Origin of the sequence: Amycolatopsis sp. 505 (genome assembly GCF_031625235.1) — a bacterium.
Classification (GTDB): Bacteria; Actinomycetota; Actinomycetes; order Mycobacteriales; family Pseudonocardiaceae; genus Amycolatopsis.
Genome location: NZ_JACKQP010000003.1, coordinates 122308 through 146163, shown reverse-complemented (window position 1 = coordinate 146163; position 23856 = coordinate 122308). Strand labels below are relative to the sequence as shown.

Genomic DNA, 23856 nt, shown 5'->3' with positions numbered 1-23856 from the left:
CACTTAGTCGCGGCGGGCTCGCAGCCCGTTGCTCGCGATCGTGGTGTACCGCCGGACGGCCGCGGCCCGGTTCGCCGGCGTCGACGCCTGGATCCCGCCGGCCGCCATCAGGAGGATCACGACGTCGTCCAGGGTCGTTTCGGGGCGCAGCTCGCCCGCCTCCTTGGCCCGGCGCACCAGCTCGGCGAGCGATTTCAGGGCCCGTTCGCGGTCGGCGGTGAAGTCGAGCGCGCCGGGGTAGGCCGACACCAGCGCCGCGGTGGTGGCCCGGTCGCGGGCGTACAGCTCGCCCAGGCGCTCGATCACGGTGCGCAGGCCACGCCAGGGATCCGCGTCGGCGAGACCGTCCTCGACGACGGCGTAGCACGCACGCATCCGCTCCGCGAACGCCTCGGCGAACAGCTGCTCCTTGGTCGGGAAGTGGCGGTAGAGCGTCGCCGGGCCGACCCCGGCGTGGCGGGCGATCTCCCGCATCGGGGCCGCGAGCCCCTCGGCGGCGAAGACGGCCCGGGCGGCTTCGAGGAGGCGCTCGCGGTTGTCGCGGGCGTCCGAACGCCGGATCCGAGGCAACTGGCCGGTCACCGTCTCACTTTAGCCCAACCGGACGGGTGCGTCCGTTACCGTCGCGGCCGCCTCGACCTCAAGGAGATGACAGTGAAAGCAGTTGCGGTGCAGAGTTTCGGCGAGCCCGGCGGGCTGGCCGTCGTGGACCTCCCCGACCCGCGGCCGGCCGCCGGCGAGGTGGTGATCACCACCGAGGCGATCGGGGTCGGCGGGGTCGACGTGCTGATCCGCCGGGGTGCGCTCGCCGCGTTCGGCTTCGAACCCGGTCACGTCCTGGGCGGCGAGGTCGCCGGCGTGGTGACCGCACTCGGCGCGGACGTCGACGAGTCGTGGGCCGGCGCGCGGGTCTGGGCCCCCACCGACGGGGGCGGCGGGTACGTCGAGCAGGCGGTGGTCCCCGCCGCGACGCTGGTGCGGCTGCCGCCGGGTGTGTCGCCGGTCGACGCGGTGACCGTCGCGGGCTCCGGCGTGGTCGCCCACTTCGGCCTCCGGCACGCCCGCTTCGCCGACGGCGAGTCGGTGCTGGTCCGCGGCGCGGCGGGCGGGATCGGCGTGCTGGCGGTCCAGCTCGCGGCCCGCACCGGCACGGTCGCGGTCACGACGTCGTCGGCCGAACGCGGCGCCCGCCTGCGCGCACTGGGCGCCACCGAGGTGCTCGACCGCACCGGCGAGGGCGCGACCGGCTTCGACGTCGTCCTCGACATCGTCGCCGGGGACGAACTGCCGTCGTTCTTCGCCAAGATGAACCCGAACGGCCGGCTGGTGGCGGTGGGCGCGATCGCGGGGCCACCACCGGCCCGGCTCGCCGCGGAGATGTTCACCGCGTTCCGGAAGTCGCTGACGTTCGGCGTCTTCAGCGCCGACTCGGTGTCCACGGAGGACCGTCGGGCGGTGGCCGCCGGGCTGCTGGCCGCCGTGGGCCGCGGCGAGCTGGCCGCCGTCGTCCACGACGTGCTGCCGTTGGGGCAGGCCGTGGCCGCCCACCGGCAGCTCGACGCCGGCACCGTGTTCGGCCGGCTCGCGCTCGTCCCGGCCTGACCTCAGGCCCGGCCCGCCACGGGTTCGGGCGTCGCGGCACTGTGGTCGATGTCCTTCTCGAGTTCGCGGATGATCGGCAGCACGTGCTTGCCGAAGTACTCGACCTCCTCCTGGAAGTGCAGGAACCCGAGCAGCAGCAGGCTCGCGCCGCGGCGCTTGTACTCGACGGCGCGCTCGGCGATCTGTTCCGGGGTGCCGATGAGCCGGGTGCGGAAGCCGTCGTTGTACTGGACGAGATCGGCGAACTCCGAGTCGGCCCACATGCCCTTCTTGTCCGCCGTGGCGTGGCCGGCCTGCTTCACCGCCGAGCGGAAGCCCTCCACCGCCTGCACATTGGCCTTCGCGACGATTTCGCGCAGCACGTCCCGCGCTTCGGCTTCGGTCTCGCGGGCGATCACGAACCCGTTCAACCCGAAGCGAACGGCGTGGTCGTTTTCGGCGGCGTACCCGCGGACCTCGGTCACCTGCTCGCTGAAGCCGTCGTAATCCTTGCCGTTGCTGAAGTACCAGTCCGAAACGCGGCCGGCGAGCCTGCGGGCGGCCGTGGAGTTGCCGCCCTGGAAGATTTCCGGGTGCGGGCGCCCCTCCGCGGCCAGGGGTTTGGGCTTGATGTCGAAATCGTGGATCCGGTAGAAGTCGCCGGAGAATTCGGCGTGGTCGTCGGTCCACAATTCCTTGAGCACCCGGATGAACTCTTCGGACCGGCGGTAGCGCTCGTCGTGCTCCAGCCAGGGTTCGCCGAGCCCGGTGAACTCGTCCTTGAACCAGCCGCTGACGACGTTCACCGCGGCCCGGCCGCCGGACAGGACGTCCGCGCTGGCGAGGAACTTCGCGAGCACGCCGGGCTGCCACAGTCCGGGGTGGACGGCCGCGATCACCTTCAGCCGCTGCGTCGCCAGCAGCAGCGCAAGGCTGAACCCGGTCGATTCGTGCTGGTAGGCGGCGCCGTAGCTGGCGGTGTAGCGCACCTGCGTGAGCGCGTATTCGAAGCCGTTGTTCTCGGCGATGACCGCAAGATCCCGGTTGTATTCGTACCCCCAATCGGTGCGCTGCTCGATGTCGCTGGTGACGAGCCCGCCGCTGACGTTCGGTACCCAATAGGCGAATTTCAAGGGTTCGTGAAGCTGGGTCATGGTCGGAGAGTGAGGCATCGGTCAGGTCTCGGCAAAAGCATCCACGTGCTGGGAAGCCACGCGGCGGCCGGGGATCGCGGCCAGGAGTTCCTTCGTGTACTCCGCCTGCGGGTCCTCCAGCACCCGCGCCGCCGGGCCCAGCTCGACCAGCTCGCCCGCCCGCATCACGCCCACCTGATCCGCCAGCTGCCGGACCACGGCCAAGTCGTGCGAAATGAACAAGTACGACAATCCCAGCGAGGACTGCAGGTCCGCCAGCAGCGCCAGGATCTGCGCTTGCACCGAGACGTCCAGCGCCGACACCGGTTCGTCGCACACCACCAGGTCCGGGCGCAGCGCCAGCGCCCGGGCGATCGCCACCCGCTGGCGCTGGCCGCCCGACAGTTCGGCCGGCTTCCGGCGCGCCACCGACGCCGGCAACGCGACCTGGTCGAGCAGCGCCGGGACCCGGGTGCGCGGCAGCTTGAACGCCCGCAGCGGCTCCGCCACGACGTCCTCGATCGAAAACTTCGGGTTCAGCGACGCGTACGGGTTCTGGTACACGATCTGCATCCGCCGCCGCAGCCGGCGCAGTTCCTCGCCGCCGAGCGCAGTGATGTCCTGGCCGTCGAACGACACCGAGCCGGACGTCGGGGTCTCCAGCCGCAGCAGGAGCCGGGCCGTCGTCGACTTGCCCGAGCCGGATTCGCCCACCAGGGCCAGGGTCTGCCCGCGCGGGATGTCGAACGAAACGCCGTCCACCGCCCGGATCCCGCCCTCGAACGTCTTCGCGAGGTCCCGCACCGAAACCAGCGGTGGCGCGAGCGGCGCGGCGGGCCGCACCGCGCTCGACATGCTCGGCGCCGCCGCGATCAGCTGCCGCGTGTAGGGATGCGTCGGCGCGCTGACGACCGACGAACCCTCCTCGACGACCGAACCCTGGGACAGCACCACGATCCGCGACGCGCGGTCGGCCGCGACGCCGAGGTCGTGCGTGATCAGCAGGATCGCCGTGCCCGATTCCCGGGCCAGGGACGTCAGGTGGTCGAGGATCCGGCGCTGGACCGTGACGTCGAGTGCCGACGTCGGCTCGTCCGCGATGATCAGCTTCGGCTGCCCGGCCAGCGCCGCCGCGATCAGCACGCGCTGCCGCAGCCCGCCCGACAGCTGGTGCGGGTACTGCCGTGCCCGCACCGCCGGGTCCGGGACGCCCGCGCGTTCCAGCAAGGAGATCGCCTCCCGGGAGGCGGTGCGCCGGTCCGCGAGGCCGTGGATCTTCAGCACCTCCGCGACCTGGTCGCCGATCCGGTGCACCGGGTTCAGCGACACCGCCGGGTCCTGCGGTACCAGTGCGATCTCGCGGCCGCGCACCGAGCGCCACTGCCGGGACGACAGCGCAAGCAGGTCCCGCCCGGCGAAGGTGATCGAGCCGCCGTCGACGCGGCCGCCGCGTGGGAGCAGGCCGATCACCGCGTGCGCGGTCGTCGACTTGCCGGAGCCCGATTCGCCGACGACGGCGACCACTTCGCCCTCGCCGACGTCGAACCCGACGTCCCGCACGGCCGGGACGCCCCGGTACGACACGGCCAGGTCCGAGAGGCGCAGCAGGGTCATCGGTCTCCTCCGTCCAGCGCCCGCGACAGCCGGTTGGCGGCGAGGACCACCGCCGCGACCGTCAGTCCCGGGAACGTCGTCATCCACCAGGCCGTGGCCAGGAAACTGCGCCCGCCCGCGACGAGCGCACCCCACTCCGGGGTGGGCGGGGTCGCGCCGAAGCCGAGGAAGCTCAGCGCGGACACCTCGAGCACGGCCGTGCCGAGGGTGAGCGTCGCCAGCGCGAGCACCGGGCCCGCCGCGTTGGGCAGGACGTGCCGGAGCAGCACCCCCGACCACCGCACCCCGGCGGCACGGGCGGCTTCGACGAACACTCCGGTGCGCACGCGCAGCACCTCCGCGCGCATGACCCGCGCGAAGGACGCGAGGTTCGCGATGCCGACGGCGATCGCCACGTTCGTCGTGCCGAAGCCCAGCGCGGTGACCAGCGCCAGCGACAGCAGGATCGGCGGGACGGCGAGGAAGACGTCGACGATCCGCATGATCACGGTGTCCGCCCAGCCGCCGCGGAACCCGGCGAGCAGGCCGAGCGCCGAGCCGGCCACCAGCGCCACCAGCACCGCGATCGCGGTGGCCCGCAGCGAGAGCGACGCGCCGTGGACGACCCGCGCGTAGACGTCCCGGCCGGTCTCGTCGGTGCCGAACAGGTGCCGCACCGACGGCCCGTGCAGCCGCTCGGCCGGGACGCCGGTGATCGGGTCGTACCCGGTCAGCAGCGCCGGCGCGAAGGCCGCCAGCAGTACGAACGCCAGCACGGCGATCGCGAGCACGAGACCCGGGCGGCGCACCACCCGGGCCGGGGCGGCGAGATCAACCACGGGCCACCTCCGGCGTCCGCGCGATGCGCGGGTCGAGCAGCGGGTACAGCAGGTCGACGACCAGGTTGAGGACCACGAACACCAGTGCCGCCAGGACGATCACCGCCTGCACCACCGGGACGTCCTGCGCGGTGACGGCCGCCGCGGTGATGCGGCCGACGCCGTCGCGGGAGAACACCGTCTCGGTGATCACCGAGCCCGCGACGAGGTTGCCCGCCACCACCCCGGCGACGGTCAGCGCGGGTACCGCGGCGTTGCGCAGCAGGTGTCCGAAGTGGACGCGCCAGCGGCTCGCGCCCTTGGCCGCCGCGATCTCCGCGTACGGCTGCTGCTGTTGTGTGGCCAGGCTCTTCGCCAGCACCTGCCCGATGATCGCGCCGGTCGGCAGGGCCAGCGTGAGCGCGGGCAGGATCAGCGCGGCGAAGCCCTGCGTGCCCAGCGCCGGCAGCAGGCGCAGCCGGAAGGAGAAGAACTGGATCAGCAGCAGCCCGACCCAGAACGGCGGCAGCGAGATCGCCAGCGACGGCAGGGACAGCAGCGCCTGCCGCAGCCAGCGGAACTGCGTGAACGTGCCGAGGAACGCCGAGCCGCCCCCGAACAGCACCGCGAAGACCAGCGCGAGGCCGGTCACGGCGAGCGTCGGCGGCAGCGCCGTGACGACCATGTGCGTCGCGTCGTCGCCGGTGGCGATGCTGCGGCCGAAGTCGCCGTGCAGCGCCGACGCCAGGCGTTTCAGGTACTGCACCGGCAACGGCGAGTCGAGGCCGTACTCCGCGCGGGCGGCGGCGAGCTGCTCGGGCGTCGCCGACGAGCCCGCCTCGCCACTGGCGAGCTTCGCCGAGACGGCGTCACCCGGCAGCAGGTAGAGGATCAGGAACGACAGCGTGAACGCCGCCCACAGCACGAACACCGCCTGCCCGACGCGGCGCAGGAGATAGCGCCTCACGACAGCCACGCGTCGAACAGCTGCAGCCGTGACGACGCCTCGAAGTCGACGGCGTGCGCCTTCGAGCTCAGCGCGACGACCTGGGTCAGCTCGAACACCGGGACGGCGTAGGCGTGCTCGACGATGAGCTTCTGCGCCTCGTCGGCCGAGGGCTTGCGCTTGGCGACGTCCACAGTGGACGACTGGGCGTCCAGAGCGGCGTCCAGGGGGTTGCCCGGGGCGAGCTTGCTGCGGTTACCGGCCTTGGTGGAGAACTGGCCGCGCAGGATGTCCGGGTCGGCGCGGGTCACGTTGTACCAGAGGAAGTCGTAGTTCCCGGACAGCTGGATCTGCGTGGTCTCGGCCGTGGTGTGCTGCTCGATCCGCAGGTCGAAGCCGATCTTGCGGAGCTGCTGCTGGATCAGCTCCAGCACGCTGCGGTTCTGGTTGAACACCGGGGAGAACACGACCGCCGCGCTCAGCTTCTGCCCGTTCTTGACGCGGATCCCGTCGGGGCCGGGCACCCAGCCGTCGCCGTCCAGCAGCGCGGCCGCACCCTTCTGGTCGTACGCGAGCTGCCGGGAGAGGTCGCTGACCAGCGGCGTCGCCGACCCGAGGATGCTCGTGGCGGCCTTGTAGCTGGGCGTCAGCACGGTGTTCACGACCTCGGTGCGATCGACGCCCTTGAGCACGGCCTGGCGCACCTTCTCGTCGGTGAGCACACCGCGGGTGGTGTTGGCGTGCAGGTTGAACACGACGCCGGGGTTGGGCCGGATGTTCTCGGTGAAGCCGTTGCCGGTGAACTGCGGCTCGTCGACCGGCTGGATGTCGGTGGCCGCGTCGAGCTGGCCGGAGGCGAGGCTGCCGGTGCGGACGCCGGGTTCGGGCACGATCTTGTAGTCGATCTTGTCCAGGTAGGCCTCGCCCTGGTGCTTGAACAGCGACGAGCCCCAGGTGTAGCCCTTGCGCTTGGCCAGCACGATCTCCTGGTTCTGCTTCAGGCTCTCGAACACGAACGGCCCGGAGCCGATCAGGCCGGCGCCCTGGCAGCGCTGCTCCGGCGTCTTGCGGTACGCCGCCGGCGCGAGGACGCCGAGCGAAACCGTCGAGCTGGCCTGCAGGAACTGCGCGCTGGGCGCGGAGAACTCGAGGCGGACGATCCGCGGGTCGACGACCGCCGCCGTCTTGTAGGCGGCGAGGTAGCCGTAGCCGAGCTGGGCCTTCGTGGCGAGGGCCTTGATGCCGTCGAAGCTGGCCTTCACCGCGGCCGCGTCGACCTGGCTGCCGTCGGAGAAGGTCGCGCCGGGGCGCAGGTGGAAGGTGAACGCCGTCGAATCGGCGTTGACGTCCCACTTTTCGGCCAGCCACGGCTTGATCTCGCCGGTCTTCGGGTCCTGGTCGGTCAGCGAGTCGACCAGCTGGCGGGCGACGTTGATCGACGCGTTCGTGGCGGTCTGCTGCGGGTCGATGCAGTCGGGCGCGGACGAGATGCCGAGCCGCAGGACGCCGCCGGGTTTCGGCGGGCCCGCGTCGGCCGCGGGTTCGCCGCCCGCCGCGGAGCAGGCGGTCAGCAGCACGGGCAGGGCGAGCAGGGCCGCGGCGTAGCGGGCACGGGGAAAGGGGGACACCGGACGGCCTCCAGCGGGGAGCGGTTGCGGCTTTCGGAACGCGACGCTAGCCATGCGCCGAACCCCGTCCCACTGTGCGAACCGGCGTCCCAGTCCCTGGCACCGCGGCGGGACGCCCTTGACACACAACGTTTTTGTGCTGTGTCCACATCCTGAACGCACGTGCGCCGCCACGGTGGCACGGGATAGCTGTGGAGCATGACTTCTCGCAGCCTGCACGTCGCCGTGGAGCTGGACGGCGAGCCGGCCCCCGGCGCTCTGGCGGGCACCGTCACGGCCGCCGAGCGGGCCGGGTTCACCTTCGCCACGTTCGACGACTCGCCGCTCGGCGGCCCGCGGCTCGACGCCACCACCCGCGCGGCGTACGTCGCCACGCTGACCGACCGGCTCGGGCTGGCGCCGGCCGTGAACGTCACCACGGCCGAGCCGTTCCACCTGGCCGCGCAGCTCGCCAGTCTGGACCACGCTTCGCACGGGCGCGCCGCCTGGGTGGTCGGCGCCGACGGCTCGGCCGAGGCACTGGCGACCGTCGGCAGCTCCCGGCTGGACCCCGACGCGCTGCACCACGAAGTCGCCGAGGTCGTCGAAGTCGTGCGCCGGCTGTGGGATTCCTGGGACGACGACGCCGTGCTCAAGGACGTCGCCACCGGCCGCTACCTCGACCCGGACAAGGTCCACCACGTCGACTTCACGGGGACGCGGTTCTCGGTCAAAGGCCCCCTGATCACCCCGCGGCCCCCGCAAGGGCGGCCGCCGGTGCTCGCGTCCGACGCGCTGGTCGAGGCCGCCCGCCCGGACGTCGTGCTGGTGGGCGGCGCCGGTCTCGACGACGTCCGCAACCGCGCCCGGCGCGCCCGCGAGACCGGGGCACCGCTGGTCTTCGCCGAGGTGGACGTGGTCCTCGACGGCTCGGCCGGGCGACGGCCGCGGCAGGACCGGCTGCGCTACACCGGATCCGCGCCCGGCCTCACCGAGCTGCTGGGCTGGCTGGCGACCAGCGTCGACGGCGTCCGGCTGCACGCGGGCGTCCCGGCCGCCCTGCCGGTGCTGGCCGGCAAGGTCCTGCCGGCGTTGCGCAGCGAAGGCCTGCTCGTCCCGCCGGAGCCGGGCGCCACCCTGCGGGAGTCGCTCGGGCTCGCCCGCCCGGCGAGCCTGTTCGGGGGTGTGGCATGAGCGCGCGGCTGCACCTGGGCGTGTTCTACACCGGTGTCGGCCCGCAGTTCCTCTGGGACGACCCGTCGAACGCCGACCACACCGCGATCGAGACGTACGTGTCGGTGGCGCGGACGCTCGAACGCGGGCTGTTCGATGCGTTCTTCCTCGGCGAAGGCCTGCGGGTGCGGGAGAACCGCGGCCGCGTCCACGCCCTCGACGTCGCCGGCCGCCCGGACGCGATCACGCAGCTGAGCGCGCTGGCCGCCGCGACCACCCGGATCGGGCTGGTCGCCACCCAGAACACCACCTACAACTTCCCGGCCGACCTCGCCCGCCGGCTGTCCTCTTTGGACTACCTGTCCGGTGGCCGGGCGGGCTGGAACATCGTCACCACCGACAACGCCTGGACGGGCGCCAACTTCCGCCGCGGCGGCTGGCTGGCCCACGAACGCCGTTACGAACGGGCTTCGCAGTTCGTCGAAGCCGCGCTGGCGCTCTGGGCCGGCACCGGGCGGGTGGACCGGCACACCGATCTGGTGAACCTGCGGGCGGCCCCGACCGTGCCGCCGAGCCCGCAGGGCCGTCCGGTGCTGTTCCAGGCCGGCGACTCCCCCGGCGGCCGTGAGCTGGCGGCGAAGTACGCGGACGTCGTCTTCTCGGCCAACACCGCCTACGACAAAGCGGTCGCCTACGCCACGGACCTGCGCGAGCGGCTGGCCCGTCACGGCCGGCCGGCGGACGCCGTCCGCATCCTGCCCGGCGCAACGGTGGTCCTCGGCGACACGCCGGCCGACGCGGCCGAGCGCGCGGAGGACGTCCGGCGGCGCCAGATCACCCCGCAGCGGGCGCTGGCGTTCCTCGAGCAGTACTGGGGCCGGGATCTGTCGGCGTACGACCCGCACGGCCCGTTGCCGGACCTCGAGCCCGTCGAAGGCGAACTGGACCCGTCCCGCGGGACGATCTCGATCGCCGACCGCACCGGCAAGCGCGAGCGGATCCAGCGGTGGCGGGAGCTGGCGGAGGCGAAGAAGCTGTCGATCCACCAGCTGGTCCTCAAAGTCCAGCCGCGCCAGCACGGCTTCGTGGGCACGCCGGGCCAGGTCGCCGACGAGTGGGCCAGGTACGTCCGCACGCGCGCGGTGGACGGGTTCAACATCAGCCCCCACCTGGTCCCGGCGGCCCTCGACGACATCGTCGACCGGCTGGTCCCGGAGCTGCAGGACCGCGGCGTCTACCGGACGTCGTACGAAGGCACGACGCTGCGGGAGCACCTGGAGCTGCCGTAGGGCGTGTCCGGCGAGGCCGGGCGCCGGTCAGGTCCGTTTGCGGCTCGCGATCTCGTCGGCGAGCTGGTCTGCCCTGGGGCGAGCCGGGTCGGACACGCCATCGCCGCGTCCAGGTCGTGGGCACGCTTGCGCCGGCACCGCGGGGCGAGTCCACTGCGAAGGCAGCCCGTTCGCCCTTCGGAAGGACCCGGCATGTCCGTCACCGACGAACTCCTGGCCAACAACGCCGCCTACGCCGCCCGGTTTTCCGGGCCGCTGCCGCTGCCGCCCGCCAAGCACGTCGCCGTGCTCGCCTGCATGGATGCGCGCCTCAACGTCTACGGTGTCCTCGGTCTCGAGGAGGGCGAGGCCCACGTCATCCGCAACGCCGGCGGTGTGGTCACCGAGGACGAGATCCGGTCCCTCGCCATCAGCCAGCGGCTGCTGGGCACCGAGGAGATCATCCTCATCCACCACACCGACTGCGGCATGCTCACCTTCACCGACGACGGCTTCAAGAAGTCCATCGAGGACGAAGTCGGGATCAAGCCGCCCTGGGCCGCCGAAGCCTTCACCGACCTCGACGACGACGTCCGCCAGTCGATCGCACGGATCCGGAACAGCCCGTTCATCCCGAAGAAGGACTCGATCCGCGGCTTCGTCTTCGACGTCGCGACGGGCAAGCTCAACGAAGTCAGCTGAGCGATCCGGCGAGCTGCCAGGTGCGCAGCCGTTCGCGGGCGGACCGCATCCCGGACTGGATCAGGACGACCTCGGTCGCCCCGGCGTCGAAGTAGCGGCGCAGGCCCGCCTCGACCGTGCGCTCGTCGCCGATCAGGGCGAGGTCGGCCGCGTGGGTGGCGCCCTCGGCGTCGAGGATGCGGCGGTAGGAGGGGATGTCGCCGTAATAGCCGAGGTGGACCGCGGCGATCTGCCGGACCGTCTCGGCGTCGTCGGTCACCACCGCCGGGACGGCGGCGATCACCCGGGGTTCGGGCCGGCCGGCGTCGGCGGCGGCCTTGGTGAGCGCGGGCACCACGTGCTCGGCGAGCGCGCGCGGGCCGGCCAGGAACGGGAGGGTGCCGTCGGCCAGTTCGCCGGCCACGCGCAGCGCCTGCCGTCCCATCGCGGCGACGACGATCGGGACGCCGCCACCCCCGGGCACGGCGGTGGGCAGCGGCGGGCAGGCGGTGAAGGTCTCGCCGTCGAAGAGCGGGCGGCGGCCGTCGAAGATGTCGCGCAGGACGGTGAGCGATTCGCGCAGCGACGTGATGGGCGGCGGGTATTCGAAGCCGAAGGCGGGCTCCAGCAGGCTTTGCACGCCGAGGCCGAGCCCGAGGGTGAACCGGCCCCCGGCCGCGGCTTGCGCGGTCTGCGCCTGGGCGGCGAGGTGGAGCGGGTGCCGCGGGTAGAGCGGGACGACGGCGGTCCCGACGGCGATGCCGGGCACCTCGCGTCCGGCGAGGGCGGCGAGGGTGAGGGCATCGTGGTCGAACAGCTGCGAGAACCAGACCGACCGCAGGCCGGCCCCGGCGGCCTCGCGGGTCTGGGCGAGCAGGGTTTCGACGCTGTTGGCGGCCCCGGACAGGTCGCCGGCGGGCAGGGCGGCACCGATGGTCATGACGTTCCTTTCGGGACAGGCTGGGGAGGGACAGAGCGGCTCAGGCTTCTTCGGGGTACTCCGACTCCCGCCGCCACGAGATCGGCCGCGGGCGGGGCAACCGGCGGTGTCCGGCGCGGCCCGCCGACCTGGGTGACCCGTCCCCCTGCGCCCGGTCCGCCGCCAGCTCGAACTGGTTGCGCCCCAACGCGATCCGCGGCGACGCCGTCCGATTGCCTGCCCCCGGCTCGCCCGAGGGCAAGCCCGGCACCGCGGGCGCGGCCACCACCGCCGAGCGGGCGCGGTCGACCCCCGCCAGGACCTCGCGGACCAGGTCGTCCCAGCTCACGCCCCCGGCCTCGTCGCCGGCGGTGAGCGCCCGGGTGATCCGGCCCGCGGCGTCGGCGAACCGGCTTTCGCGGACCGCCAGCTCCCCGAGCGACCGCTCGAGCGCCGCCTCGGCGTGCCGGTCGCCCGAACGGACCGCCGCGCGCACCGCCGTCTCGCCGCTCTCGCGCCAGTCCGCGTACCGGCCCCGCGCGCCCGCCAGCTCGGCCACCGCCAGCGCCAGTTCCGCGCAGTACCCCGGCTCCCCCACCTCGGCCGCTTGGCGCACCGCGGCCAGCAGGCCCGCGCACTCGCGCTCGTACCACGTGCCCGGGTCGCCGAGGTCGGCCACCACCGGCGTCCGCGGGGCCTTCCCCGCCTCGACGCCCCGGACTTCGTCCGTCAGCGCCAGCCAGGCTCCGAACAATCGCCGGGACACCACCTGAAGGGGTTGAGCGGCAAGGAGTTCCAGCGCCAGCAGGCGGGTCAGCGACGGTAGCCGGTACCGAGCACCGGCGACGTCGACCAGCCGCGCGTCCACCAGCGACTCCAGCATGTCGGCCGCTTCGGCCGGGCCCACGTCCGCCAGCGCGGAAGCCGCCCACCCCGCCCAGCTCCCCGCGGGCAGCAGAGCCAGCCGCGCGAACAGGTCCCGGGCCGGGCCGGGCAACTCCTCCAGGCCACGCCCGACGGCCGCCCGGACACCCGCGCCGAGGCGGCCGAGCCGGTCGTCCTCGGCCCGCAGCCGGGCCACCGCCTGGGCGAGGGTCCGCCCCGGCCGGGCCGCGACGTGGGTGGCCGCCGCCGTCACCGCCAGCGGCAGGCCGCCGCACAGCTCGACCAGCTCCACCGCGTCCGACAGCTCCGCCGTCACCCGGTCCTCGCCGACCAGGGCCGAGAGCAGCTCGACCCCTTCCGCGCCGTCCAGGACGTCGAGCTCGGCCACCGTCACGCCGGGCAGCGACGGGACGCGGGCGGTGGTCGTGACGAGCAGCCGGCAGCCCCGGGCGTCGGCGACGAACGGCGTGACGCGCGCCAGGCCGGCGGCGTCCTCCAGGACGGTCAGCACCCGGCGTCCGGCGAGCACACTGCGGTACAGCGCGGCGCGGCCGTCCAGCTCATCGGGGATCTCCGCCGCGGGCACGCCGAGTGCGTGCAGGAACCGGGCCAGCACCTCGCCGGCGTCCTCCTCGGCGAGGCGCGCGTAGAGCACCCCGTCGGGGAACGCCGGTGCGGCGCGGTGCGCGGCTTCGGCCGCCACGGCGGACTTGCCCGATCCGCCGCGTCCGGTGAGGACGGTGACCACCGCGGCGCCCGGTCCGTCGTCGGTCAGGCCGCGCCGCAGCCCGGCCAGCAGCCGCTCGTGCCCGGTGAAGTACGGCAGGCGCGCGGGCAGCATCCGCGGGACCGCACGGCCGCTCGCGGGTGCCTCGCTCGACCCCGCGAGGATGTCCTGGTGCAGCTCGCGCAGCGCGGCGCCGGGCTCCAGGCCCAGTTCGTCGACGAAGCGGCGGCGCACGGCCCGGTAGGCGGCGAGCGCCTCGACCCGGCGGCCGCACCGGTGCAGCGCGGTCATCAGCTGCAGCACGAACCGCTCGCGCAGCGGGTATTCCTCGGTCAGCACCGAGATCTCGCCGACAACCTCGCGGTGCAGGCCCAGCTCGAGCTCGGCGTCGAGGCAGTCCTCGAGCACCTCCACCCGCCGCTCGGCGATGCGGACCTGGTGGGCGCGCACGACCCCGCTGTCGATCCCGGTGAGCGGTTCCCCGCGCCACAGCGCCAGCGCGTCGCGGAACGCCGCGCGCGCCTCCTCCGGCCGCCGGGCGGCCCGCCCGCGCGCCACCAGCGTCTCGAACTCGTGCAGGTCCAGTTCCCCGGGGGCGAGGTCGAGACAGTAGCCGCTGCCGCGCGCGGAGATCCGCTCGCCCAGCCCCGCCTTCGCCAGCGCCCGCCGCAGGGCCGACACACAGGTCTGGACCTGCGCCCGGGCCGTCGCGGGCGGAGCGGCGCCCCACAGAGCGTCGAGCAGCACCTCCAGCGGTACCACGCGGTTGCCGTTGAGCAGCAGCAGCGCGAGCACCACCTGCTGGCGGCGGGCGGTCACGACGACCGGCTCGTGGCCGCGGACCTGCAGGAGGCCGAGGACGCGGAAGCTGGTCACGGGCACGGACTGGAGCGCGGTGGTCTGCACGGTGTTCCCTCCGGGATCAGACGAGGACTTCGGGCGGCGCCGGGTGCCCGAGGAAGGCGGTGGGGCTGGCGGTCAGGCCGTAGGCGCCGGCCTGGAAGATCGCGATCAGGTCGCCGATCGCCGCACCGGGCAGGGAAACCTTGTCGCCGAGGAGGTCGAGCGGGGTGCACAGGCAGCCGACCACCGTCACCGTCTCTTCGGGACCGCCGGGTGCGGACGCCAGGGCCAGGGGGTAGTTGCGGCGGATGGCCTGGCCGAAGTTGCCGGACGCGGCCAGCTGGTGGTGCAGGCCGCCGTCGACGACGAGGAACGTCGTGCCGCGCGAGACCTTCCGGTCGACCACGCGGGTGAGGTACACCCCGGCCTCGCCGACGAGGTAGCGGCCGAGCTCGATCACCACGCGCGCGTCCGGCAGCGCGGGCCGCAGCGAGACGTCCAGCAGCTTCGCCAGGTTCTCGCCGACCTCGTCGAGGTCCAGCGCCGTGTCGCGGGCGGTGTAGGGGATGCCGAAGCCGCCGCCCAGGTTCACCGACCGCACCGGGCCGGGCGCCGCCTCGGCGAGCTGCAGCACCAGGTCGACCGTCGCACGCTGGGCCTCGCACAGGCTTTCCGCGCGCAGGTTCTGGGAGCCGGCGAAGACGTGGAAACCCTGGAAGTCCAGGCCCGCGGCGCCGACTTCGGCCAGCACGGCGGGGACGCGCTCGGCGTCGATGCCGAACTGCTGCGGGCCACCGCCCAGGCGCATGCCGGACCCGCGCACGGCGAAGTCCGGGTTCACCCGCAGCGCCACGCGCGGGGTGAGGCCGAGGCGGTCGCCGGCTTCCCGCACGCGGGCCAGCTCGGTGGTGGACTCGAGCTCGACGGTGACCCCGGCGGCGACCGCGCGGGCCAGCTCGGCCGGGGTCTTGCCCGGCCCGGCGAAGCTGATCCGCTCCGGCGGGACGGTCGTGTCGAGGGCCTGCCGCAGTTCACCGGCGGAGGCGACGTCGAGGCCGTCGACGAGGCCGCTGAGGTGGTGCAGCAGCGCGGGCATCGGGTTGGCCTTGACCGCGTAACTGAGTTCGACGTCGCCGGGCAGCGCGGCCCGCACCCGCTCGACGCGGGTGGTGACGAGCGAGCGGTCGTAGGCGAAGAAGGGGGTGGTGCCGACCCGCGCCGCGAGCCGGTCCACGGGCACGCCGCCCACGGTGAGCACACCGCCGGCGCGGCCGAACGGGGCCGCCGCGGCTTCCGTCGTGTTCGCCATCGCTTTCCTTTTCTTCGAGCACGGGGAAATAGCAACCGGAAAAGGCACCGCCGTCGGTCACGGGCGGCACTGCGAACACTGAAGCAACTACCCACCCACCCGGACATGGGTAGTCCTCACCCAGATTCGGCACCCGGGTGGGGACCCGGGCACCCAGGTGTACCTGCTGTGTCCACCCGGTCACTTGAGGACACCATCCACACCGGACCGGACAGACATTTCCGCAGTTCAGAGCGATTGACCACACCGTTCGGCGCAGTCACCCACCCGCACTGCTCCAGCCGGGTGGCCCGCTCCGGTGGCAACTTCCTGCCGTCGCCTGCCTGCCACCGCGGGCCCCGGGAACGCCCCTTGACGAACGGGGTGCGCAGCCCGCACGATCGGAATCCACCAGCACCGCCGGGAAATTCCCGGGAACCGGTGCAATTCGGACAGCATCACGCATTCCCCGATTTCCGGTATCCCTTCCGACGATGGGTGAACTATGTCTTCCCTGCCTGCTCCCGGTGAGCCGATCGCGGTGGTCGGCATGGCCTGCCGGCTGCCCGGCGCCCCGTCCCCGGCGTGGCTGCGCCGGCTGCTGGCCGAGGGCCGCGAGGCCGTCGGCGCGGTCCCGCACGGCCGGTGGACCGACGGCGACGACCCGGGACGCGGCGGCTTCGTGTCCGATGTGGACGGTTTCGACGCACCCTTCTTCGGGGTCTCCCCGCGCGAGGCCGCGGCGATGGACCCGCAGCAGCGGCTGGTGCTGGAGCTGGCGTGGGAAGCCTGTGAGGACGCCCGGATCGCGCCCGGCACGCTGCGCGGCAGCGGCACCGCCGTCGTCGTCGGCGCGATCAACGGCGACTACGCGCTGCTGCACGACCGCCTCGGCGCCGGGCCGCACACCCTGACCGGCACCCACCGCAGCCTCATCGCGAACCGCGTCTCCTACGTGCTCGGGCTGCGCGGCCCGAGCCTGACCGTCGACTCGGGCCAGTCGTCGTCGCTGGTGGCGGTGCACCTGGCGGCCGAGCAGCTGCGCCGCGGCAGCGCGGCCGTCGCGCTCGCCGGCGGGGTGAACCTCAACCTGCTGAAAGCGGGCACCGAAGTCGTGGACCGCTTCGGGGCGCTGTCCCCGCAGGGCCGGTGCCACACCTTCGACAGCCGCGCCGACGGGTACGTCCGCGGCGAGGGCGGCGGCCTGGTCGTCCTGAAGCCGCTGAGCGTCGCACTCGCCGACGGCGACCGCGTCCACGCGGTCCTGCTGGGCGGCGCCGTGAACAACGACGGCGGCGGCGACGGCCTCACCGTGCCGCGGGCCGAGGCGCAGACCGAGGTGATCCGGCTGGCCTGCGCCGACGCCGGCGTCGCCCCGGCCGACGTCCAGTACGTCGAGCTGCACGGCACCGGCACGCCGGTCGGCGACCCGATCGAGGCCGAAGCCCTCGGGGCCGCGTTCGCCGGGGACCGCCCGGAGCCCCTGCAGGTCGGCTCGGTCAAGACCGTCGTCGGCCACCTCGAAGGCGCCGCGGGCATCGCCGGGCTGCTGAAAGTGCTGGTGTGCCTGTCCGAACGCCGCCTGAGCCCGAGCCTGAACTTCGCCACGCCGAACCCGGCCATCCCGTTCGGGACGCTGAACCTCGAGGTGGTGACCGAGGACCGGGACTGGCCGCGGCCGCAGGACCGGCTCGTCGCCGGGGTCAGCTCGTTCGGCGTCGGCGGCACCAACTGCCACCTCGTCCTGGCCGAGGCGCCGGCGGTTCCCCAGCCCGAGGACGTCGCCGACGACGACGTCCCGCTGGTGCTGTCGGCCCGGTCGGCCGCCGCCCTGCCCGCCCAGGCCCGCGCGCTCGCCGGCCACCTCGCCGACCACCCCGGGCCCGCGCACGGCGACGTCGCCCGGTCGCTGCTGCGCACCCGGGAGCTCTTCGAGCACCGCGCGGTCGTGTTCGACGACCTCGCGTCGCTGGCCGCCGGTACGCCGTCGGAGAACGTCGTGACCGGGCGGACCGTCGACGGCGCCGACGTCCTCGTGTTCCCGGGGCAGGGTTCGCAGTGGCCAGAGATGGCCGGTGCGCTGCTGCGCGACTCCCCTGTGTTCGCCCGCCGGCTGGCGGAGTGCTCGGCCGCGCTGGCGCCCTTCCTCGGCTACGAACTCCTCGACGACCTGCGCGCCGGCACCGCCGACCTCGACCGCGTCGACGTCGTCCAGCCCGCCCTCTGGGCCGTCATGGTGTCACTGGCGGAGGTCTGGCGCGCCGCGGGACTCACGCCGTCCATCGTCGTCGGGCACTCCCAAGGCGAGATCGCCGCGGCCACCGCGATCGGCGCGCTGTCGCTGGCCGACGGCGCCCGCGTGGTGGCCTTGCGCAGCCGGGTGATCGCCGGGATGCCGCGCGGCGGCGGGATGATGTCGGCCGGCGCGCCCGAAGACGTCGTCCGGCCACTGCTGCCCGCCGGCGTGTCGGTGGCCGCGGTGAACGGCACCCGGTCGGTGGTCCTGTCCGGACCGGCCGACGCGCTGGCGGCGTTGCACACCACCCTCACCGAGGACGGGTACCGCGCGAAGATCCTGCCGGTCGACTACGCGTCGCACTCGGCGGCCGTGGACCCGCTGCGGGACGAGATCCTGTGGCTCCTGGCCCCGGTGCGCCCGGTGTCCACTTCGGTCACTTTCGTTTCGGCCCTCACCGGCGAACCGTTCGACACCGCCGGGCTCGACGCCGGGTACTGGTTCGAAAGCCTCCGGCGTCCGGTCCGGTTCGCCGCGGCGACCGCCGGAGCGCTGGCCGCCGGGGGCGCGCGGTTCGTCGAGTGCAGCCCGCACCCGGTGCTGCTGGGCAGCATCGAGGAGACCGCCGAAGCGAACGACCGCACGGTGGCCGTCGCCGGGACGCTGCGACGGGACGACGGTGGCGGCGAACGCCTGCGGCGCAGCCTCGCCGAGGCGTTCGTGGCCGGAGCCGGGGTGCGGTGGGAGGTGCCGGGCACGCGCCTGGTGGACCTGCCGACCTACGCGTTCCAGCGGACCCGGTACTGGCTCGGCGAAGAGGTGGCCGCCGCGCCGGTCGCCGTCGACCCCACGCAGGTGGCGGACCTCGTCCTGGCCACCGCCGCGGCCGTCCTGGGCCACGCCGACGCCGACGGCATCGACCCCGCGAGCACGTTCAAGGACCTCGGCTTCGACTCGGTGAGCGTGGTGGAACTGCGCACCCGGCTGCAGGCCGCCACCGGGCTCAAGCTGCCGACGACGTTGCTGTTCGACTTCCCGACGCCTGCTCACCTCATCACGCACCTGCGGGCCCGGCCGGCCGACGATACGGTGGAAGTCGTTGCACCGCAACAGGATGACCCGATCGCGATCGTCGCCATGGGCTGCCGCTTCCCCGGCGGCATCACCTCGCCGGCCGAGCTGTGGGACCTGGTCGCCGCGGGCGGCGAGGCCGTCACCGAGCTGCCCGCGAACCGCGGCTGGGACCTCGACACGCTCCTCGGCGACACCGGCCCCGGCTCGTGCGCCACCCGGTTCGGCGGGTTCCTCCACGACGCCGACCGGTTCGACCCGGCGTTCTTCGGCCTGAGCCCCCGCGAAGCCCTGGCCATGGACCCGCAGCAGCGCGTCCTGCTGGAGATCAGCCACGAGGCGATCGAGCGCGCCGGGCTCGAGCCGGACGCCCTGGCCGGGACCGACACCGGGGTGTTCGTCGGCGCGATGGCCATGGACTACGGCCCGCGGCTGCACGAACCGACCGGGCTCGTCGACGGCCACCGCCTGACCGGCACCTCCCCGAGCGTCGCGTCCGGCCGGATCGCCTACACCTACGGCCTGCGCGGGCCGGCGCTCACCATCGACACGGCGTGCTCGTCGTCGCTGGTCGCGATCCAGCTGGCCGCCGACGCCCTGCACCGCGGCGACTGCTCGCTCGCCCTGGCCGGCGGGGTCACGGTGATGGCCGCCCCCGGCAACCTCGTGGACTTCACCCGCCAGAACGGCCTTTCCGCCGACGGCCGCGCGAAGGCGTTCTCCGCCGACGCCGACGGCACGGCGTTCGCCGAAGGCGCGGGGATGCTGGTGCTGGAGCGGCTGTCCGATGCCCGCCGCCACGGCCACCCCGTGCTGGCTCTGCTGCGCGGCGGCGCGACCGGTTCCGACGGGGCCAGCAACGGACTCACCGCACCCAACGGCCAGGCCCAGCAACAGGTCATCCGCCGCGCGCTGCACGCCTCCGGACTGTCCACAAAGGACGTGGACGTGGTCGAGGCGCACGGCACCGGGACGGCCCTGGGCGACCCGATCGAGGCGCACGCGCTCCTGGCCACCTACGGGCAGGACCGCGAAACGCCGCTGTGGCTCGGGTCGCTGAAGTCGAACATCGGCCACACCCAGGCCGCGGCCGGGGTGGCCGGGGTGATCAAGATGGTCGAAGCCCTGCGGCACGAGACGATCCCACGCACCCTGCACGCCGAGGTGCCGAGCCCGCACGTGGACTGGGCGAGCGGCCGGGTCGAGGTGCTGTCGGCGGCCCGGGCGTGGCCCGAGCACGGCCGCCCGCGGCGGGCCGCGGTGTCGAGCTTCGGGATCAGCGGGACCAACGCGCACGTCGTGCTGGAATCGGTGCCCGCCGAAGAGTCCGCGCCGGCGCCCGCCGGGCCGCTCGTCTGGTCCCTGCACGCCCACACCGGCACCGCCCTGCGCGCCCACGCCGCCCGGCTGCGGACCTACGCCGGAACCGCGGCCGACGAGGACCTCACCGCCACTGCCGCGGTCCTCGCCCGCCGGCGTCCCGGCTCCTGCCGCGCGGTCGTCGTCGCCGGGGACCGGGCCGAACTCGTCGCCGCCCTCGGTGCCCTGGCCGAAGGTGCCCCGCACCCCGCGCTCGTCAGCGGCACCGCGGCCGGCGACGTCCAGCCGGTGTTCGTCTTCCCCGGCCAGGGCGCCCAATGGCCCGGCATGGCCGCCGAACTGCTCGCCGCCGACCCGGACTTCGCCCGGCTGCTCACCGACGCCGCCGAGGCCCTGCGCCCGCACACCGGCTGGTCCGTGCTCGACGTGCTCACCGGCGCCGACGGCGCGCCGGACCTGGAGGGGACCGAGGTCGTGCAGCCGGTGCTGTTCGCCGTCATGGTCGCCCTCGCCGGACTGTGGCAGGCCGCCGGGGTCGCTCCGGCCGCGGTGGTCGGCCACTCCCAAGGCGAGCTGGCCGCGGCCGTCGTCGCCGGAGCCCTGCCGCTGGCCGACGCCGCCCGGATCATCGCCGTCCGGAGCCGGCTCCTCACCGCCGAACTCGACGGCACCGGCGGCATCCTCGCCGTCGGCCTGCCCGTGGCGCAGGTGCGGGAACGGCTGGAGCCGTGGGCCGGGCGGCTGTGGCCGGCCGTCGACAACGGCCCGGCCGGCACCGTCGTCGGCGGCGAGCTGGCCGCGATCGAGGAGTTCGCCGCCGCCTGCGCCGACGTCCAGATCCGGCGCACGCCGGTGGCGTACGCGGCGCACACCCCGCACGTCGAGGCCGTCCGCGACGCCCTGATCGCCGAAATCGGCGCGCTGGCGCCGGCCGACACCGCGACCACGATCTGCTCCTCCTGCACCGGCGGCTTCCTGCCGGGCTCGGAACTCACCCCCGGCTACTGGTACCGCAACCTGGCCGAGCCGGTGCGGTTCGACGCGGCCGTCCGCGCCTTCGCCGGCTACCGGCGGCCGCTGTTCGTCGAGGTCAGCCCGCACCCCATCCTCGCCGGGGCGGTGCAGGAGATCCTGACCGACGCCGGCATCGACGGCACCGCCGTCGGCACCCTGCGCCGCGGGGAAGGCGGGCGCCGCCGGTTCCTGCTCGCCCTCGCCGCGGCGCACGTCCGGGGCGCGGCCGTGGACTGGCCGCGGCTGCTCGGCCCGGTCACCCGCCACCCGGACGTCCCGACCTCGGCGTTCGACCGGCAGCGCTACTGGCTCACCGGCCACTCCGGCGGCCTGCTCGGCGCCCCCACCCCGGTCGCCGACGGCGACGGTTCCGTGGCCACCGGACGGCTTTCGCTGACCTCGCTGCCGTGGCTGGCCGGGCACGCCGTCCGCGGCACGGTCCTGTTCCCCGGCACCGGGTTCGCCGAACTGGCCTTGGAAGCGGCGGACGGCGGGAGCGTCGAGGACCTGACGCTCGAAGCGCCGCTGGTGTTGCCCGCCTCCGGCGCGGTCGAGGTCCAGGTCGGCCTCGGCCGCGCGGACGACCACGGCCGGCGGCCGCTGACCGTCCACACGCGACTCGGCGACGGGCCGTGGACGCGGCACGCCACCGGCACGGTGAGCCCGGAGCAGGCACCCGGCACTCCCCTGCCGGTCTGGCCGCCCGTCGGAGCGGTGCCGGTCGACCTCGACGGCGCCTACGCGCGGCTGGCCGAACGCGGCTACGAGTACGGGCCGGCGTTCCAAGGCCTCACCGCGCTGTGGCGCGACGGCGACGACCGGTACGTCGAGGTGGAACTGCCCGCCGAAGGCGAGTTCACCGCCCACCCCGCGGTGCTCGACGCGGTGCTGCACGCCCTGGTCCTCGACGGCACCGAACTGCTGCTCCCGTTCTCCTTCGGCGGCCTGCGGGTCACCTCGCCCCTGCCGGGTGCGGTGCGGGCCCGGCTGTCCGGTTCGGCCGCCACCGGCGTCGAAATCGCCCTCTACGACACCGCCGGCACCCCGCTCGGCGGGGTCGAGTCGCTGCTGCTGCGGCCTGCCGCCGAGACGAAGGCGGCCGCGGAGCTCTACCGCGTGGAATGGACGCCCGCCCCGGTGGGGGACGGCACCGACCGGGAGTGGACCGTGATCGGCACGGAGCTGCCGGAGGTCGTCCCGCCGGTCGTGCTCACCACCGCGCACGAACTGCCCGCCGTGCTGGACCTCGTGCAGCGCTGGCTGCTCGACGAGCGCTGCGACGGCGCGAAACTGGTGTTCCTGCAGGACCCGGGCTCGCCCGACGGCGCGCCGGTGTGGGGCCTGGTGCGTTCGGCGATCGCCGAACACCCCGGCCGCTTCGCCCTCGCCGGTGCCCGCCCCGGTGCCCCGCTGGCCGCGGCGCTCGACGCCGACGAGCCGCAGTTCGCCGTGCGCGACGGCGCGGTCCTCGTGCCTCGCCTGGCGCGGTACCCGGCCGATCCGTCCAGTGTGGACTTCGGCGGCGGCACGGTCCTGGTGACCGGCGGCACGGGCGGGCTCGGTGCCCTGGTCGCCGAGCGGCTGGTGACCACGCACGGCGTCCGGGACCTGCTGCTGGTCTCTCGCCGCGGCGGCGACGTCCCGGCGCGGCTGGCCGGGCTGGACGCCCGCGTCCGGGTGGTGGCCGCCGACGTCGCCGACCGGGCCGCTCTGTCCGCGCTCCTGGCCGGCGAGACGCTCACCGGGGTGGTGCACGCGGCCGGCGTCCTCGACGACTCGACCGTCACCGGGCTCACGCGAGCGCACCTGGACACCGTCCTGCGGCCCAAGCGCGACGCCGCCTGGCTGCTGCACGAGCTCACCGAAGACCAGCCGCTCGCCGCGTTCGTGCTGTTCTCCTCGGTCGCCGGGGTGCTCGGCAACCGCGGGCAGGCGAACTACGCCGCCGCGAACGCCTCGCTCGACGCGCTGGCGGAGTACCGGGCGGCGCGGGGGCTGCCGGGCGTGTCGATCGCGTGGGGCCTGTGGGACACGGCGACCGGCATGACCGCCGCGATGACCTCGACGGACCGCTCGCGCCTCACCGGCGTCCGGCCGATCACCGAGGCGCAGGGGCTCGCCGCCTTCGACGCCGCACTCGGGCTGTCGGGCACGGTCGTGGCGTCCGCTTGGGACACCGCGGCGCTGCGGGCGGCCGACGAGGTTCCCGCCGTCCTGCGGAGTCTCGTGCCGGTGCGCCGCGCGGCCGCGGCCGCTCCGGTGGCGGCCGGACTGGCCGGGCAGCTCGCCGGGCTGGACCGCGAAACCGCGGCCGCGACGGTGACCGGCTTCGTCCGCACGGAGGTCGCCACGGCGCTCGGGCACCGCTCGCCGGCGTCGGTCGAGGCGGCGAAGCCGTTCAGCGAACTGGGGATCGACTCGCTGACGTCGGTGGAGCTGCGCAACCGCATCGGCGCCGGGACCGGGCTGCGGCTGCCCGCGTCGCTGCTGTTCAACCACCCGACCGTCGAGCTGCTGGCCGCGCACCTGCTCGGTGAGCTGCTCCCGCCCCCGCCGGACCCCGCGCAGCGGCTGCGCGAGGCCCTCGGCGAAGTCCTACCGGGTGCGGACGCCGAGGAGCGCGTCCGGCTGGCGGAGGTGCTGCGGGCGGCCCTGGCCGAACTCGGCTGCGAGCCCGCGCTCGACCTCGCCACGGACGACGAGCTCTTCGCCTTCATCGACAAGCGCTGACCTTTTGCGAACGGATAGGGGTT

General features: G+C 74.2%; 14 protein-coding genes. 5 read left to right on the top strand and 9 right to left on the bottom strand.

Going from position 1 to position 23856, the window contains the following annotated elements:
- Nucleotides 1–3: 3 nt before the first annotated feature.
- Nucleotides 4–570 (bottom strand): TetR/AcrR family transcriptional regulator, encoded by a 567-nt coding sequence (locus H5965_RS12420; RefSeq protein WP_396136905.1) that lies wholly within the window; start codon nucleotides 568–570, stop codon nucleotides 4–6.
- Nucleotides 571–648: 78 nt separating this feature from the next.
- Between H5965_RS12420 and H5965_RS12415 the strand changes: the two genes are divergently transcribed.
- Nucleotides 649–1602, top strand: a complete 954-nt coding sequence (locus tag H5965_RS12415) for a zinc-binding dehydrogenase (RefSeq protein ID WP_310969801.1) — start codon at nucleotides 649–651, stop codon at nucleotides 1600–1602.
- Between the two features lie 2 nt (nucleotides 1603–1604).
- Here the strand turns inward: H5965_RS12415 and sfnG are convergent, their stop codons facing one another.
- The 5 genes from sfnG to H5965_RS12390 are packed head-to-tail and all read right to left on the bottom strand — an operon-like array spanning nucleotide 1605 to nucleotide 7699.
- On the bottom strand, nucleotides 1605–2735 hold the full coding sequence (gene sfnG / locus H5965_RS12410) for a dimethylsulfone monooxygenase SfnG (protein ID WP_310969800.1): 1131 nt from the start codon (nucleotides 2733–2735) through the stop codon (nucleotides 1605–1607).
- 21 nt (nucleotides 2736–2756) lie between these two features.
- Nucleotides 2757–4328 (bottom strand): ABC transporter ATP-binding protein, encoded by a 1572-nt coding sequence (locus tag H5965_RS12405; protein WP_310969799.1) that lies wholly within the window; start codon nucleotides 4326–4328, stop codon nucleotides 2757–2759.
- Entirely contained in the window at nucleotides 4325–5146 is an 822-nt protein-coding gene (locus H5965_RS12400; protein ID WP_310969798.1) for an ABC transporter permease, read from the bottom strand. Before H5965_RS12400 ends, H5965_RS12405 begins: the two co-directional genes overlap by 4 nt.
- Nucleotides 5139–6092 carry an ABC transporter permease gene (locus tag H5965_RS12395; RefSeq protein WP_310970579.1) on the bottom strand — a complete coding sequence of 318 codons (954 nt, stop codon included), beginning with the start codon at nucleotides 6090–6092 and terminating at the stop codon, nucleotides 5139–5141. The genes H5965_RS12400 and H5965_RS12395 overlap by 8 nt, the downstream gene beginning before the upstream one ends.
- The gene (locus H5965_RS12390) at nucleotides 6089–7699 is read right to left on the bottom strand and encodes an ABC transporter substrate-binding protein (RefSeq protein ID WP_310969797.1); all 1611 of its coding nucleotides are present in this window, start codon (nucleotides 7697–7699) and stop codon (nucleotides 6089–6091) included. Before H5965_RS12390 ends, H5965_RS12395 begins: the two co-directional genes overlap by 4 nt.
- A gap of 198 nt (nucleotides 7700–7897) precedes the next feature.
- Between H5965_RS12390 and H5965_RS12385 the strand changes: the two genes are divergently transcribed.
- From H5965_RS12385 to H5965_RS12375, 3 genes are all read left to right on the top strand, one after another.
- Complete coding sequence (locus tag H5965_RS12385; protein ID WP_310969796.1) at nucleotides 7898–8872, top strand: LLM class flavin-dependent oxidoreductase; 975 nt, start codon at nucleotides 7898–7900, stop codon at nucleotides 8870–8872.
- A complete protein-coding gene (locus H5965_RS12380) occupies nucleotides 8869–10140 on the top strand; it encodes an LLM class flavin-dependent oxidoreductase (RefSeq protein WP_310969795.1) in 1272 nt (423 codons plus the stop codon). The genes H5965_RS12385 and H5965_RS12380 overlap by 4 nt, the downstream gene beginning before the upstream one ends.
- A gap of 192 nt (nucleotides 10141–10332) precedes the next feature.
- A complete protein-coding gene (locus tag H5965_RS12375) occupies nucleotides 10333–10821 on the top strand; it encodes a carbonic anhydrase (protein WP_310969794.1) in 489 nt (162 codons plus the stop codon).
- Here the strand turns inward: H5965_RS12375 and H5965_RS12370 are convergent.
- From H5965_RS12370 to H5965_RS12360, 3 genes are read right to left on the bottom strand one after another with little or no spacing between them, the layout of a single operon-like run.
- Entirely contained in the window at nucleotides 10814–11740 is a 927-nt protein-coding gene (locus tag H5965_RS12370; RefSeq protein ID WP_310969793.1) for a TIGR03564 family F420-dependent LLM class oxidoreductase, read from the bottom strand. The two genes, H5965_RS12375 and H5965_RS12370, sit on opposite strands and share 8 nt — an antisense overlap.
- A gap of 40 nt (nucleotides 11741–11780) precedes the next feature.
- Nucleotides 11781–14237 (bottom strand): BTAD domain-containing putative transcriptional regulator, encoded by a 2457-nt coding sequence (locus H5965_RS12365; RefSeq protein WP_310969792.1) that lies wholly within the window; start codon nucleotides 14235–14237, stop codon nucleotides 11781–11783.
- 16 nt (nucleotides 14238–14253) lie between these two features.
- Nucleotides 14254–15483, bottom strand: a complete 1230-nt coding sequence (locus H5965_RS12360) for a pyridoxal-dependent decarboxylase, exosortase A system-associated (protein ID WP_310969791.1) — start codon at nucleotides 15481–15483, stop codon at nucleotides 14254–14256.
- A gap of 484 nt (nucleotides 15484–15967) precedes the next feature.
- Here H5965_RS12360 and H5965_RS12355 point away from each other — a divergent pair, with 484 nt between their 5' ends.
- Nucleotides 15968–23833: a type I polyketide synthase gene (locus H5965_RS12355; RefSeq protein ID WP_310969790.1), complete on the top strand. Its 7866-nt coding sequence runs from the start codon at nucleotides 15968–15970 to the stop codon at nucleotides 23831–23833.
- The last annotated feature ends 23 nt before the right edge of the window (nucleotides 23834–23856 follow it).

What these genes read in the sequence shown, in the direction of transcription:
- H5965_RS12405 (WP_310969799.1), bottom strand. Translation starts at nt 4,328, where the DNA reads ATGACCCTGCTGCGCCTCTCGGACCTGGCCGTGTCGTACCGGGGCGTC.
- H5965_RS12360 (WP_310969791.1), bottom strand. Translation starts at nt 15,483, where the DNA reads ATGGCGAACACGACGGAAGCCGCGGCGGCCCCGTTCGGCCGCGCCGGC.
- sfnG (WP_310969800.1), bottom strand. Translation starts at nt 2,735, where the DNA reads ATGACCCAGCTTCACGAACCCTTGAAATTCGCCTATTGGGTACCGAAC.
- H5965_RS12380 (WP_310969795.1), top strand. Translation starts at nt 8,869, where the DNA reads ATGAGCGCGCGGCTGCACCTGGGCGTGTTCTACACCGGTGTCGGCCCG.
- H5965_RS12375 (WP_310969794.1), top strand. Translation starts at nt 10,333, where the DNA reads ATGTCCGTCACCGACGAACTCCTGGCCAACAACGCCGCCTACGCCGCC.
- H5965_RS12370 (WP_310969793.1), bottom strand. Translation starts at nt 11,740, where the DNA reads ATGACCATCGGTGCCGCCCTGCCCGCCGGCGACCTGTCCGGGGCCGCC.
- H5965_RS12355 (WP_310969790.1), top strand. Translation starts at nt 15,968, where the DNA reads ATGTCTTCCCTGCCTGCTCCCGGTGAGCCGATCGCGGTGGTCGGCATG.
- H5965_RS12385 (WP_310969796.1), top strand. Translation starts at nt 7,898, where the DNA reads ATGACTTCTCGCAGCCTGCACGTCGCCGTGGAGCTGGACGGCGAGCCG.
- H5965_RS12415 (WP_310969801.1), top strand. Translation starts at nt 649, where the DNA reads ATGACAGTGAAAGCAGTTGCGGTGCAGAGTTTCGGCGAGCCCGGCGGG.